Here is a 14240-nt window from a genome sequence, read left to right on the forward strand (position 1 = left end):
GAACCCTCAACATAGCTCATAGTCCCCGGATATTATTTATCACGAAATCATAAGTGTCTATTCATGGCTATGTCGGCATGAATGCCGATTGAATAGACTATGCCATGGATTAATGATCAAGCTTATACCTTTCGCATTTCAAATTTCGGCAGTACCTTAGGAGGCGCCGGGGTGCTCGACAAAGGCTTTGCCAGCATGGAGCTGGCATAGAGCCTACATGGACGTATTCACGGCGTCCTTTGACGGGCACCCCGGCGCCGAATTTTGATCTCCGATGGGTATAGATTGACAGCTAGGAACTATTGAAATATGTCAAATACAATTAATTCTTCAAGCCTTGATTCGGTGGCATTATGATCGATGAACTGAGCCAATTTCTTTCGATAAAGGGGTTGCTCCCTCACGGTTATTGTTTAAGTTGGTCGCCGCCTTTGGTGATGACTTATGTCGTTAGCGAAACATTGATTTTTCTCGCTTATTTTTCCATGCCGGCCGCGTTGTCTTATTTCGCGAGACGGCGCAAGGATTTTCCTTATCAATGGGTGCTGTGGATGTTCGCCGCGTTTATCATGGCTTGTGGACTGACTCATTTGATCGGGGCAGTCTTACTTTGGCAACCTTGGTATGGCTTGGATGTTATTTTCAAGTCGGCTACCGCGCTGATCTCGATCGGCGCCGCCGTGTCGCTCTGGTATGTGCTTCCTGACGCGCTTAGATTACCCAGCCCCGCGCAATTGCGTCGAGTCAATGAGCAATTACAAGCTGAAATCATCGAACGAAGAAGGGTTGAAGAAGAATTAAGGCAAGCGAAGTCTAAAATCGAACTTAGTTTACATAAGGAGCGAATACTTCGTGCGGCTATTGTCGAGTTTTCCGATGATGCGATTATTGGCGGCAGTGCCGATGGAATCATGACGGATTGGAACAGAGCCGCTGAGGTTATGTTTGGTTATAACTCAGAGGAAGTTCTAGGGCAATCGCTGCTCTCGCTGATGGCACCCGTGCAACGCGATCAAGGGCAGGCGCTAGTCGAAGCTATCGGTGAAGGTCAATCGGTCAGGCAGCACGAATTACAGTGTTTACATAAGAATGGTAATTTGTTCGATGTGGCGATGACACTTTCACCTATTTTCGATAAAGAGAAAAAAGTGGTGGCTTTATCAACGATTGCTCGGGATATAACCGAACGGAAGCGTAACGAGCTGGAGATACTCAGACTTAATGCCGATTTAGAACGACGCGTAAAGGAACGAACCGCTGAACTGACCTTGGCGAACCGAGAGTTAGATAGCTTCGCTTATGCGGTTTCTCATGATTTACGGGCTCCGATCCGAGCATTGAACGGTTTTAGTTGGGCCTTGATCGAAGACTATGCGGATGAACTGCAAGATCAGGCTAAAGAATACTTGCAACAGATCGGTGTTGCGACCCTCCGGATGAATGATTTGATCGACGGTTTATTATCGCTATCGCGAAATACCCGCGGCGAGTTAAGCCGCGATCGGGTTGATATTTCTTCGCTGGCAATTCGTGTACTTGCTGAATTGTCCGATAGTAATCCCGATCGTCATGTCGATGTGCGGGTCGAACAGGGCCTGAGTGCCTGTTGCGATAAACGCATGATCGAATCGGTCATGTTTAATTTGCTCGAAAATGCTTGGAAATATACGGCTAAACAAAAGACGGCGCGCATTCGAGTGTTTGCTCGAGATCGAGACGGCGTTCGCTATTTTTGTGTGGGCGACAATGGGGCCGGCTTCAATAAAGCAAATGCCGAGCGTTTATTTCAACCTTTCCAACGGCTGCATCATCAAGACGAATTTCCCGGTATCGGCATTGGTTTGGCTACTGTTCAACGTATCATCAATCGGCACGGCGGCGTAATCGAAGTCGATAGCGAACCGGATAAGGGAGCCGAATTTTGTTTTTCATTACCTGAAATAGCGACCGAAGGAAGCAAGTTATCACAATGAATGACGTACAAAAAATTCTTGTCATCGAGGATAGTGCGGCAGATTTTTTGTTGCTGGAACGCTATTTACGCCGACATGGACTTGCGTCTGTGTGTTTTTGCGTAAAATCCAATGCGGAGTTGCGGCGGGCTTTGCAAAGCAAATGGGATGTGGTGCTCTCCGATTATAATGTGCCCGGCATGAATTTTCGTTCGACACTGCAATCTATCAAAGCACACCGGAGTGACTTACCGATTATTTTAGTGACGAGTGCGATCGGCGAAGAAGCCGCCGTGGACTTGTTATGGCAAGGCGTTAGCGATTTCGTGCTCAAGGATAATCTTGCCCGATTGCCATCGTCCATCCATCGTGCATTGAATGAAGTCAGAGAGCATCGAGCTTTGCAACAAGCCGAAGCCGCACTGAAACAAAGCCAGGCGAGATCTCTCGAAGAACAGCGTCAAGCACGTTTGGCGGCGTTAAACTTAATGGAGGACGCGATCGCGGCGCAAACTAGGGCTGAACAGGCGCATGCCGCATTGTTGGAGTCGGAAGCCAAGTTTCGTTTATTGGCCGAAAACTCTTCGGATTGTATTTTTTGGCTCGATCTTGAGGATCAATTTAAATATATATCACCGGCGTGTGTGCAATTAACAGGTTATCCCCCTGATGCCTTTCTAGAGAATTCGACGCTCATGAACGACCTAGTGCATGAAGAGGACCGGGACAGATATCGACACTATCTGGTGAGCGATAGCGAAGACAAAACGGGCTATTTGGAGTTTCGAATCGTGCACAAAGATGGTGCTATCCGTTGGGTCAGTCATCAGAATAAGGCAATCCATGACGAGAACGGGACTTATCTGGGCAAGCATGGTTGCCATCGCGATATTACCGCGCAAAAATCGATGGAGCAAGACCTGCGCGATAGCGAAGCGCGCTTCCGGGTGGCGGTGGAAAACATTTGCGATGCCTTTATTTTAATGGATGCGGACGGCCGGATAGTTATTTGGAATCCCGGAGCCGAGACAATATTCGGTTATACGCAAGACGAAGTGAAGGGGAAGTTGCTTCATGCTACGATTGCGCCTTCCCGTTTACATGATTCAGCCTCAGCCGGGTTATCGCATTTCAAACAAACAGGGGATGGACCGGTTGTCGGCCGTACTTTGGAATTGCCTGCCGTTCGCCGAAACGGCGAGGAGTTTTTGGTCGAGCTTTCCCTGTCTGCTGTCGAATTGGACGGGCATTGGCACGCTGCCGGTATTGTTCGCGATATTACCGAGCGCAAACGAACCGAAGAGCAGTTACGCAAGCTCGCACAGGCTGTCGAGCAAAGTCCCGAAAGCATTGTGATTACCAATTTGGATGCCGAGATCGAATATGTCAACCAGGCTTTTTTGATGATCACAGGCTATAGCCTTGACGAGGTAATCGGTCGTAATCCTAATGTTTTACACTCCGGTAAGACACCGCCTGAGACTTACGCTCAATTTTGGGATGCCATGACTCGCGGTGAAACTTGGAAAGGAGAATTTATCAACCGGCGCAAGGATGGTAGCGAATATATTGAGTTCGCGATCGTTTCGCCGCTGCGTCAACCGGATGGTCGTATTACGCATTATGTATCGGTCAAAGAGGATATTACCGACAAAAAACATAACGGCGAGGAATTGGATCGCTATCGTCATCATTTGGAAGAATTGGTCGCCGATCGAACGGCGGAGTTGGAAAAGGCGCGTGCCTTGGCGGATGAGGCAAATAGGGCCAAGAGCGCGTTTCTGGCAAATATGAGTCATGAAATCCGCACGCCGATGAATGCGATTCTCGGATTGACTTATTTATTAAAACAAAGCCCGTTGTCGCCCGTGCAAGGCGAACGACTGACTAAAATCGAGGTTTCCGCTCAGCACTTGCTGTCGATTATTAATGATATTTTAGACTTATCCAAGATCGAGGCAGGGCGCTTGCAATTGGAGCAAACCGACTTCGCGCTCGAGGCCGTATTGGATCACATTAAGTCATTGGTTGCCGATCAAGCCAAGCTCAAGGGCTTGTCGGTTATTTCGGATAGCGACGGCGTTCCTCATTGGCTTAGGGGCGATCCGACGCGTCTGCGTCAAGCGATGTTGAACTATGCGGGCAATGCCGTGAAATTCACCGAACAAGGTTCGATTGCTTTGCGCGCCAAACTGTTACAAGAGAGCGAGCATGGCTTATTAGTTCGTTTTGAAGTTCAGGATTCGGGAATCGGCATCGCCGAAGAGCACTTGCCGTTATTGTTTGAATCTTTTTCTCAAACCGATGTGTCGATTACCCGAAAATACGGCGGTACCGGTTTGGGATTGGCGATCACCAAAAGGCTTGCGGCTATGATGGGCGGGGACGTCGGCGTTGAAAGCCGAATTGGCCAGGGTAGTACTTTTTGGTTTACCGCTTGGCTTCGTCGCGGGCGTGGCGTGATGCCGGCGATACAAGTTGAAACAACTCAAGCTGTCGATGATCTATTGCGTCGCCGATATGCGGGCGCGCGTTTACTTGTGGCGGAAGACAACCCGATTAATCGAGAAGTCGTTTTGGAATTATTACATGGTGTCGGTTTGTCGGTGGACACGGCCGAAAATGGTCGTGTTGCATTGGATAAAGTCCGGTCGAAACAGTACGATTTGGTATTGATGGATATGCAGATGCCCGAGATGGACGGTTTGGCGGCTACCCGGGTGATTCGTTCTCAGCCGGAGTATGCGCCGTTACCGATTTTAGCGATGACAGCTAATGCTTTCGACGAAGACCGGCGCGTTTGTTTAGATGCCGGCATGAATGATTTCGTGGCCAAACCGGTGATTCCGGAGGTGCTTTATACCGTGGTGTTGCGTTGGTTGGCGCACGGCAAACATGATTTGCCGGAGCACGATAACCTGTCTGAAGAGCCTCAAGTAGTGTCCGATAAATCGAATAGCCAAAGCGAGTTAGGGGATATACCTGGCGTGGATACGGTTAAGGGGCTACAGATGGTCAATGGCGATATCGGTAAATACCGACGGCTGTTACGTATGTTTGCGCAATCGCATCGGCAAGACATGAGTCTGGCACGGAAACAATTAGCCTCCGGCGATAACGAAGCCGTTCGTCGCTTAGCACATGCTCTTAAAGGTGTAGCGGCGACTTTAGGCGCTAGCGTTGTCGCCGATTGTGCTGCAGCATTGGACAATGCCTTACGGGCAGATGCCGGGCTGGACGATTGTATGAAATTGGCGCTTGTATGCGAACTTGAATTAATACAGTTGGTCGAGGCAATTCAGTCTTTGCCCGAAGCAACCGAACAGGATGATTTCGAGTCGATTGATATCGATCTTGAGCGCTTGAGGAGCCTCATACAAGACCTTGAGCGCTTACTGGATGAGAGCAATGTTAAAGCCGGCAGTTTAAGCCGTGAATCGGCGGCGATGTTGCAGGTCTATTTGGGCGATCGTTATGCGATGTTTAATCGGTGTATTGATCGGTTCGATTATGATGAGGCTTTACGGATATTGAGAAGTGTACCGGATAGCGATAATGACGGTTTGTCTATATTCTAACGATCATGAATAAGCCGTCATTACACCGGCAAATGAAAGTCCGAGGCGAGGGTAGGCATTTTCGTTGCTGAACTTTTGCATATCGCAAAATTAGATAAAGAGTCTACATCTCCGAACTTTCACAGTAACGTTCATGAAGGTCTAGCCATCGCCCCGGCAAATGAAAGTTCTCTGGTGGCGGAGAGTGCGGTCACTCGCCCGACAGGACGCCGTGAATACGTCCGTGTAGGCTCGACGGCGGCTGTCCCTGCCGCCGACGCCTGCCGGTCGAGCAACCGCACCCTCTTCGGAACCGGAATTGCCAGAACGGAGATTTGTATATCGAAAAATTAGATAAAGAACCCAAATCTCCGAACTTTTACAGTAAGAGTTCGGTATGCGATTAATGCGCGGCGTGATAAGTATGAGAAATGAGCATGGATAATAAAAAAAAGATACTGATCATCGACGATATGCCGGCTAATCTTGAATTGATGGCTGGAGTTTTAAAAGATGATTATAACGTTCAAGTTGCAACCTCCGGTGAAAAAGGTTTGAAATTGGCGCGTGAGCACATGCCTGATTTAATATTGCTTGATGTGATGATGCCGGGCATGAGCGGTTACGATGTTTGTCGTCGACTTAAAGCCGAACCGGAACTTTGCGAAATCCCGGTGATTTTCGTGACGGCGCTAGACGATCAAGCCGATGAGGCGTTCGGTTTGCAATTGGGGGCCGTCGATTATATCGTTAAACCGGTTGTGCCGGGCATCGTCATGGCACGCGTTAAAAGCCAATTGGCGCTAAAAAACGAGCGCGACTTACTGGAAAGTCATAATGCTTGGTTAAAAAACGAAGTCGAACGCCGCATGGGCGAATTAAAAGAAGCTCAGGCGTTTTTATTTCAATCCGAAAAAATGGCGTCATTAGGTTTATTGGCGGCCGGCATTGTTCATGAGATTAATAACCCGTTGAGTTATGTTTATGCGAATCTTGAAGGCTTAAAAGATCGCTTACAGTCGGTATTGTCTATTTTTGAATTGACCGAAAAGTTTTCCCGGCAATTGCCGGAAGACCAACCCGATGTGTTGTTTTTCCAAAAACTTAAAGAAGAATTGGAGTTCGATTGTTTTAAAGTCGATTTAGCAGAATTGATCGAGGAGTCGATCGAGGGGGCATTGCGAGCTAGAAAAATAATTCAGAATCTTCGCGAGTTTTCGCATATGAATGAACGAGAAAGCGGTCTGCATGATATTGAGTCAGGCATTGATGCAACACTTAATATCGTGAATAACGAATTAAAATATAAGGCTGAAATTATCAAGGAATATGAAGGGCTTGCACCAATTGACTGCGTCGGTTCACAGATCAATCAGGTCGTGATGAATTTGCTGGTGAATGCCGCACAAGCCATCGAAAAATCAGGAAAAATAATGATAAGAACGGGCAGTCAAGGTAGCGATAGGGTATGGATAGAGGTTGAAGATACCGGTTGCGGTATATCCGAAGAGGTCAGGCGGAAAGTATTCGAGCCGTTCTTTACGACTAAGCCGGTCGGTCAGGGGACGGGTTTAGGTTTATCGCTGTCCTATAAGATCATTAAGGAGCATGGCGGTGCGATCGATTTAACATCGGAATTAGGTAAGGGGACAAAATTCCGTGTCTATTTGCCGGTCAATAAAGAGGCGGGAGCTGAGACTCCATCATAAAGGATAGAGCTGACTCATATTGACTTTTATTGACTTTGCTCAGAAAGTCACCGGATACCGTTAATAAATTACTTGTTATCTAGATGCATCACGGCCGCTCGATTCGGTCAGTTTAACAAAGACATCTTCAAGCGATTGTTTTATTTCGGTAGCTTCTATTAATCCCCAGCCCAGGCGAACGGCTGTTTCGGTAATATGTTCGTTAAGATTTTGCGTATTATCGTGCTGTATTTGCGTAATGTTTCCGGGTAGGCCTTCGACCGATAATATGCCGGGTATCGCTTTCAAGCTATTGAAATCGGCCGGTAGTCGAGTTTTAATTTGCAGTATGCTGGTTTTCATCTGCCTGTTGAGCCCTTCGATCGTTTCGTGAAAAATCAATTTGCCGTGCTGAATGATTTGTACATGAGTGCAGGATTCTTGAACTTCAGGCAGAATATGGGTGGACAGAATGACGCCGTGGTCTTGCCCTAATTCACGAATCAGACTTCGAATTCCTCGGATTTGAATTGGATCGAGGCCTACGGTCGGTTCGTCGAGAATGACTACATCGGGATTGTGTAAGATGGCTTGAGCGATGCCGACCCGTTGCTGAAAGCCTTTGGAGAGATTGCCGATGAGTCGTTTGGAGACTTCTCTCAGGCCGCAGCGCTCTTTGGCCGTTTCGATGGCTTTTGAGATATGTCCGCGGGTTAAACGATGGAGTCGCGCGCAATAATGCAAAAATTCATCGACAGTCAATTCACGGTATAGCGGAGGTGTATCCGGTAAATAGCCGAGTTTCAGTTTGGCTGATTTCGGCTTATCGAGGATGTCGTAGCCGTTGATAGTAATGAGCCCTGCGCTGGGAGCAAGATTGCCGCAGAGCATCTGCATCGTCGTGGTTTTACCGGCGCCGTTCGGGCCTAAAAAGCCTAGTACTTCGCCTTTAGACAGTGTAAAACTGACATCGTCGACCGCACAAAGTCTGCCGTAATAACGGTATAAATGTTCGGCTATTATCAGATGACTCATAACGCAATTCGATTAGATTCTTTGGAGCAGTGCTTCGACTTCCGTTTGTAGTTTTTTTCGGAAAAACAAAAATTTCCAACGCGAACCGCCGCATTGCTTCCATAGGATTGCCGAGCGTATGCCGGCGAGCAGCAGGGCTCTGATTTTATTGACGATATCGGGTCTCGATAGATAATGTTGTTCGCCGTTGACCATGATCCTCGGTTGCAGCGTACTGATCGTATTGTGATAAATGTCACCAAGGTTGGCTAATACGTTTTCGTGCAAAAGACCAAAAGTTTCGCTCTGCCGTTGGGCTTTTTCGATGCCTTTGCCGATGACTTCCATTAAGTCGGGACGGTTCGACACTTGTTTTTCTAAAAATACTAGCGATGCCGCATATCGTGCTTGTTCGGGGTCGGCGATATCGAAACCGGTCATTTGTTGGTTGAGTTGTTCCAATCCGAATTTGATACCGGCTAGACCGCCATAGATATCTTCTACCGTATCCGAGTCGATTTTAAGAATGCTGGCAATACTAGCTTCGGTTGCATCGGGATCTGATTTGCCGGTTGTTGCCAATTGCCTGACTAAAGCGGCCGCTTGGGCGATGCCTGCGAGTGCGATCGCTTGGTTAGTAATGGTGTTGAGATTGTTTGTCATTGTTTGCAAGCCAGTAAACCGGGGCAATGTTGAGTGGTGGCATAGCCAGCTTGAATCCAAGTCTGAATACCGTTTTGTAGATGGTTGATGTTGCCTAAACCGAGCTTTTGCGTCAAGAGATTACCGGCTTTTTCACTTCGGTTACCGGAACGGCATACCAGCACGACGGGTTGGTTCGGTGAAGTGCGTAATTTTTCCATTTCGCTTAGCCATTGTTCGGCATCGTATCGGCCTCGGTCATCGAAAAATTGCAGCCTTACGCTATGAGGTATGGTCCCGGTCTCGGCCCATTCTTTTTCTGTACGAATATCGATGATCAGCGCATTCTGCTTGGTTTTCATGTCGAGCATTTGCGGTATATCGATAGCTTCAAGCTCACTCGCCGATAGTAACTGCGTATGGATCATCAATAAAAATAAAAATAAGAGCTTGTTCACGGAATCGGTTATTCGATGTTGTTCATTATTTGATTTGCCCAGTTGATGCTTTCCAGATACGCATCATTAATCATTGCTGGCGTTAAAGTCTTAAAGTGTATCGATTGCGGCAACCATTGTTCGAAACCGAGCACAAATTGAAGGATTTCTCCGCCCAATCCTTTTTTTTCCAAAATAGCAATCGCGACATCGGCCGTCAATGGTAATTGACCAAGCGCTTCATCGATCGGCAAGTCTAGAATACTGTCGAGACTCGATAGTATACCGATTAAAAAGTAATGTTCGGGTTCCTCGCTAAGGTGCCGGGCTAATAGTTCGCACATTTTAGCCCGAATCAAGGTTGTTTGAAGTATGGCTTTCGGTTTATTCGATAACGAGGCGAAGGTCAGAATATTACACCATCGTTTGATTTCATTCAGGCCAAGATAAGAAACGGCATGCCGAATCGATTCGATGCGTCTTGGAATTGCAAAAAAAGCCGAGTTAATGTAATGCAATAATTTAAAGCTTAATGTGACGTCTTGCGAAATGATTTGTGTCAGTTCGAGAAATTCTACGTTGGGATTATTGATCGCAGCCAACAATCTGATTGCCGCTGTTTGGTTTATACCCAAACGTCGGCCTTCGACTATGTTCGGTTTGCTGAGAAAAAAACCTTGAAAATAGTCGCAGCCAAGTTCAAGTAGTTGTTCGTATTGTTGGTGGCTTTCGACTTTTTCGGCTAATAACTTAATGGGGTAATGTTTGAGTTGTTTAATTATGCCGAGGGTTTCTTGCTCGGACATTTGCAATACATCGAGTTTGATGATGTCGGCGTACTCTAATAAAGGCCTCCATTCGTCAGTCAATACAAAATCGTCCAGTGCTACGGTATAGCCGAGTTGCTTTAGCTCTTTAATATTGTTGATGATTCTTAGGTCGACTTTGATATCTTCTAGTAGCTCGATAACAATGCGTTCTTTGGGGAGGCTTAGCGGCGTTTTTTCAAGTATATTTTGACCGGTAAAGTTAATGAAGGCTTTGTGGCTTTCGACTAATTGATTAATGCCGAGTTCGAGTATCGTATCGGTAACGATTTGGTTCGTCGCTTGCGTGGCTTGGCTTTCTTGCGCCAAATCGAATTCATGGCCTCGAAAAAGAATTTCATAGGCATAAATTTCAAGTTTTCTATTAAAAATTTGTTGGCGACCAATCAAAAAGTTTGTCATTTAGATATGCCTTTTGCTGAATATCCCGGTGCTTCTTTAAACCTGCGCCAAAAATTGAGTATAAAATAAAGTATGAAAGCATAGTATTTGGTTGTATTGCATTTGAGCGTTAGACTATCGCAAATTATTGTTTAAGTTTATATCATGTTTGGCAAACAAGCGTCGATTGATGTGTAGGGCGATTCATTAGAATTATTTAAAAATAGTGGAGAGGAAATGAGCGAGAAAATTGTGCTGACGGTAACAGGTATGAAATGCGGCGGTTGCGAAACCAATATCAGCGATAAATTAAAAACTCTGGATGGTGTGTTATCGGTTTCCGCAAGCCATAAAGACAATAAAGTGGAAGTCGACTACGAACCGGCTAAGATCGATGTCGAAGAAATAGAAGATGCCGTGATCGACGCCGGCTTTTCAGTGGAATGAAAGAGGTTAAAGGTTAAAGATGAAAGATGAAAGATGAAAGATGAAAATTTATGTTCCGGATTTGGCCTTCGTTTATTTACCATTGCTCCTTGAACCTTGAACCTTGAACCTTGCCCCTTATTCACTTCTATTCGGAGATTATCATGAGCACGCAAAACGAATCCGAGATGCCGATGCCCGAACTGCGCCTGTCGATTTTGGGCATGCGCTGTGCCGGGTGCGTTGGAGCCGTTGAAACCGCATTGGCGGAAGTTGAAGGCGTGGCCGAAGTTTCGGTCAATTTTGCCGATCATTCGGCTCAAGTCAAAGGCGATGCCGATCCGGACGCATTGACCAAGGCGGTAAAAGCGGCGGGTTACGATGCGGCCGTCATGGAAGGTTTGGATGAAGATCCCTCCGAACAGGAAGAGCTCGAACTCAAACGCTATCGTTCGTTGATGAAAAAAGCCGCAGCTGCTGCCGCGTTGGGTATTCCGTTGATGCTGGCCGATCACTTCGACTGGTTACCCGAAATCGGTTCCGAAGCCGGGCAATGGTTTTGGCCGCAACTTTCCTTGATGACTTTGGGTATTTTGATTTATTCAGGCTGGCATTTTTATAGCGGTGCGATCAAGTCGTTGTCTCACGGTCAGGCCAACATGGATACCTTAATCGCGCTGGGAACCGGTTCGGCATGGTTGTATTCGTCGATTGTGATCGATTATTCCGATGCCTTGCCGTCGCTAGCCAAGCATGCTTATTTTGAAGCGGCCGTGATTATCTTGGCGTTCATCAATTTAGGTTCCGGTTTGGAAACTTTGGCGCGCGGCAAAACGTCGGGTGCGATTCGTCAATTGATCGGGCTTCAACCGCGTACCGCGAGAGTCATCCGTGAAGGAAAGGAAAGCGATATTCCGATTCACGATGTCGGGCTCGGCGAAATCCTGCGGGTTCGCCCCGGCGAAAAAATTCCGGTGGACGGAACGGTGACCGAAGGGCATTCGACTGTCGACGAATCGATGTTGACCGGCGAACCCTTGCCGGTCGAAAAAACGGAAGGCTCATCGGTTGCAGCGGGTACGATGAATCAAAAAGGGAGTTTTATTTTTAAGGCAACCCGTATAGGCCGCGATACCGCGTTGGCTCAGATCATTAAAAGCGTGCGTCAGGCGCAAGGCAGCAAACCCGATATCGCGCGTTTGGCCGACAGGATTTCGAGTGTCTTTGTCCCGACCGTTGTCGCTTTGTCAATACTCACATTTTTTATATGGTTGGGTTTGGGGCCCGAACCGTCACTCGGGTACGCTTTCGTCACTTCGATGACTGTGTTGGTGATTGCTTGTCCCTGCGCCTTGGGTTTGGCGACCCCGATTTCAGTTATGGTTTCGGTCGGACGCGCAGCACAAATGGGAATTTTGATTCGCAATGGGGAAGCCTTGCAGACGGCCGGTAAGATGACTTGTGTGATTCTCGATAAAACCGGCACGGTGACCGAAGGTAAGCCGTCGGTTTCAACAATCGAGGCAGTGAACGGTTTTTCCGAAGAACAAGTGCTGCAAATCTCCGCCAGTATCGAATCGGGTTCCGAGCATCCTTTGGCGGGAGCTATTTTGGCCGAAGCGGAGCGACGCGGTATCAAGCCGTCACGGGCACGGCGTTTCCAAGCTGTGGCAGGTCACGGAGTTTGTGCTGAAATCGATAAACGTCAGGTATATTTCGGTAATACCGCGCTAATGGCGCAAAAAGACGTCGATTGCGCAGCTTATTCGGAGCCAATGCAAGCTTTGTCGAAGCAGGGGCAAACGCCGATGCTGTTAGCGGTCGATAATGAAATCGCCGGTATTGTCGCGGTGGCCGATCCGATTAAAAAAGATTCCGAACAAGCGATTAAACAGCTTAAAGAGCAAGGCATACGCATTATTATGGTGACCGGCGATAACGAAGTTACGGCAAAAGCGATTGCCGGCCAGGCCGGTATTTCCGAAGTTAGGGCGCAAGTGCTGCCGCAGGACAAAGCCGCCGTCGTCAAGGAATTACAAGAGAGAGGAGAAAAGGTCGGCATGGTCGGTGACGGCATTAACGATGCGCCGGCCCTGGCGCAAGCCGATGTAGGTGTCGCGATCGGTACCGGCACCGATGTTGCGATAGAAAGCGCGGATGTCGTTATTTTGCAAGGTTCGTTGATGAAGGTGCCCGAAGCGATCGAATTGTCTAAGGCGACGGTCGTCAACATTAAACAAAATTTGTTGGGCGCCTTTTTCTATAATACGATCAGTATTCCGGTTGCGGCCGGCTTGTTGTATCCATTGTTCGGTATTTTATTGAATCCGATGATTGCCGGTGCTGCGATGGCTATGTCGTCGGTCACAGTGGTGATGAATGCCAACCGGCTGCGGTGGGTTAAATTAGGAGGAAGGTGATGAATAAATTATTAAAGCTTATTTTTTGTATGACTATTGTGTCAGTGGTAGCGGCTTGCGGTGATTCTTCCAGTAGCGCGAAACAAGTCGGGGTCAACTCCTCGCATGTTATTGAAGGAACCGTGACCGACCGAGACGAATTGATTGTTAGCGGAAAAATTGTCGCGAAGGATAAAAAAGGAGCGACGATTGCCACTGCTGAACCTGATCAAGAAGCCCACTATTCGATAGCATTGCCGCCCGGCTCCGCTTATCCGGTGACGCTCGAGATTGCCGTCGACGAGAATACTTTATTGCAAGCCGTCGTGATGGATTCGGCATTGGCGATGCAGGATATTTCGACGATGTCGACGCTGGTCGTCGAATCGGCTAGAAATTTGGGCGGTTTGACCAAGCAAAACATGGCTCAGGCCGCTATCAATGCGATTCGGCAAAATAAAAAATCGAGTGGAAAAGGAACGTCTACCGGCTTTAAAGGCGACCCGACTAAGCAATACGGCGGCTGGCATTAATGGAGTACGAGCGCTCACTGATTGGTTATCCTGGCCGGGGTTTACTCCTCGGCAATTGCTCCTACATTGCCCTAATACACGCCATCCGAGGCGTAATGCATTTTCTACATTCGTGACATCCTAGTCACTCAGCAGTTGCCGAGGGACTAGGCATAGGTATCTACACAAGCACTTGCCCCTTTTTCCTTGCGGGAGAAGGTTGGGATGAGGGGAACATAAGTGGTTGTTTTTACTCTCACCACCGCAGCCCTCTCCAACAGGAGAGGGTGCTAGGCCAGCTTATAACTCATTCTATTTATGATATAAAAACTTGTGTAGATACTTATGGGGACTAGGGGAGATTGTTAAAAAATCCCCTTTCAATCTCCCTTTTCTAAAGGGAGG

10 protein-coding genes are annotated in these 14240 nt (G+C 47.6%); 6 read left to right on the forward strand and 4 right to left on the reverse strand.

Going from position 1 to position 14240, the window contains the following annotated elements; translation table 11 throughout:
- The first annotated feature begins 353 nt into the window (after positions 1-353).
- The 3 genes from ACINK7_RS09960 (at position 354) to ACINK7_RS09970 (ending at position 7218) form a co-directional block, all read left to right on the forward strand.
- A complete protein-coding gene (locus tag ACINK7_RS09960; protein WP_404361203.1) occupies positions 354-1973 on the forward strand; it encodes a PAS domain S-box protein in 1620 nt (539 codons plus the stop codon).
- Positions 1970-5530, forward strand: a complete 3561-nt coding sequence (locus ACINK7_RS09965) for a PAS domain S-box protein (protein WP_404361204.1) — start codon at positions 1970-1972, stop codon at positions 5528-5530. The genes ACINK7_RS09960 and ACINK7_RS09965 overlap by 4 nt, the downstream gene beginning before the upstream one ends.
- A gap of 416 nt (positions 5531-5946) precedes the next feature.
- A complete protein-coding gene (locus ACINK7_RS09970; RefSeq protein WP_404361205.1) occupies positions 5947-7218 on the forward strand; it encodes a response regulator in 1272 nt (423 codons plus the stop codon).
- Positions 7219-7293: 75 nt separating this feature from the next.
- Here the strand turns inward: ACINK7_RS09970 and ACINK7_RS09975 are convergent, their stop codons facing one another.
- From ACINK7_RS09975 to ACINK7_RS09990, 4 genes are read right to left on the reverse strand one after another with little or no spacing between them, the layout of a single operon-like run.
- Entirely contained in the window at positions 7294-8232 is a 939-nt protein-coding gene (locus tag ACINK7_RS09975) for an ABC transporter ATP-binding protein (RefSeq protein WP_404361206.1), read from the reverse strand.
- Positions 8233-8244: 12 nt separating this feature from the next.
- A complete protein-coding gene (hflD, locus tag ACINK7_RS09980; RefSeq protein ID WP_341325254.1) occupies positions 8245-8874 on the reverse strand; it encodes a high frequency lysogenization protein HflD in 630 nt (209 codons plus the stop codon).
- The gene (locus ACINK7_RS09985; RefSeq protein ID WP_404361207.1) at positions 8871-9311 is read right to left on the reverse strand and encodes a rhodanese-like domain-containing protein; all 441 of its coding nucleotides are present in this window, start codon (positions 9309-9311) and stop codon (positions 8871-8873) included. The genes hflD and ACINK7_RS09985 overlap by 4 nt, the downstream gene beginning before the upstream one ends.
- Before the next feature lie 8 nt (positions 9312-9319).
- A complete protein-coding gene (locus tag ACINK7_RS09990; protein ID WP_404361208.1) occupies positions 9320-10519 on the reverse strand; it encodes an EAL and HDOD domain-containing protein in 1200 nt (399 codons plus the stop codon).
- Positions 10520-10735: 216 nt separating this feature from the next.
- Here ACINK7_RS09990 and ACINK7_RS09995 point away from each other — a divergent pair, with 216 nt between their 5' ends.
- From ACINK7_RS09995 to ACINK7_RS10005, 3 genes are all read left to right on the forward strand, one after another.
- Entirely contained in the window at positions 10736-10945 is a 210-nt protein-coding gene (locus ACINK7_RS09995; protein WP_404361209.1) for a heavy-metal-associated domain-containing protein, read from the forward strand.
- 143 nt (positions 10946-11088) lie between these two features.
- The gene (locus ACINK7_RS10000; RefSeq protein WP_404361210.1) at positions 11089-13344 is read left to right on the forward strand and encodes a heavy metal translocating P-type ATPase; all 2256 of its coding nucleotides are present in this window, start codon (positions 11089-11091) and stop codon (positions 13342-13344) included.
- Positions 13344-13856 carry a hypothetical protein gene (locus ACINK7_RS10005; protein WP_404361211.1) on the forward strand — a complete coding sequence of 171 codons (513 nt, stop codon included), beginning with the start codon at positions 13344-13346 and terminating at the stop codon, positions 13854-13856. The genes ACINK7_RS10000 and ACINK7_RS10005 overlap by 1 nt, the downstream gene beginning before the upstream one ends.
- The last annotated feature ends 384 nt before the right edge of the window (positions 13857-14240 follow it).

It is taken from the genome of Methylotuvimicrobium sp. KM1, from assembly GCF_044788715.1.
In the GTDB taxonomy this organism is placed as follows: domain Bacteria; phylum Pseudomonadota; class Gammaproteobacteria; order Methylococcales; family Methylomonadaceae; genus Methylotuvimicrobium.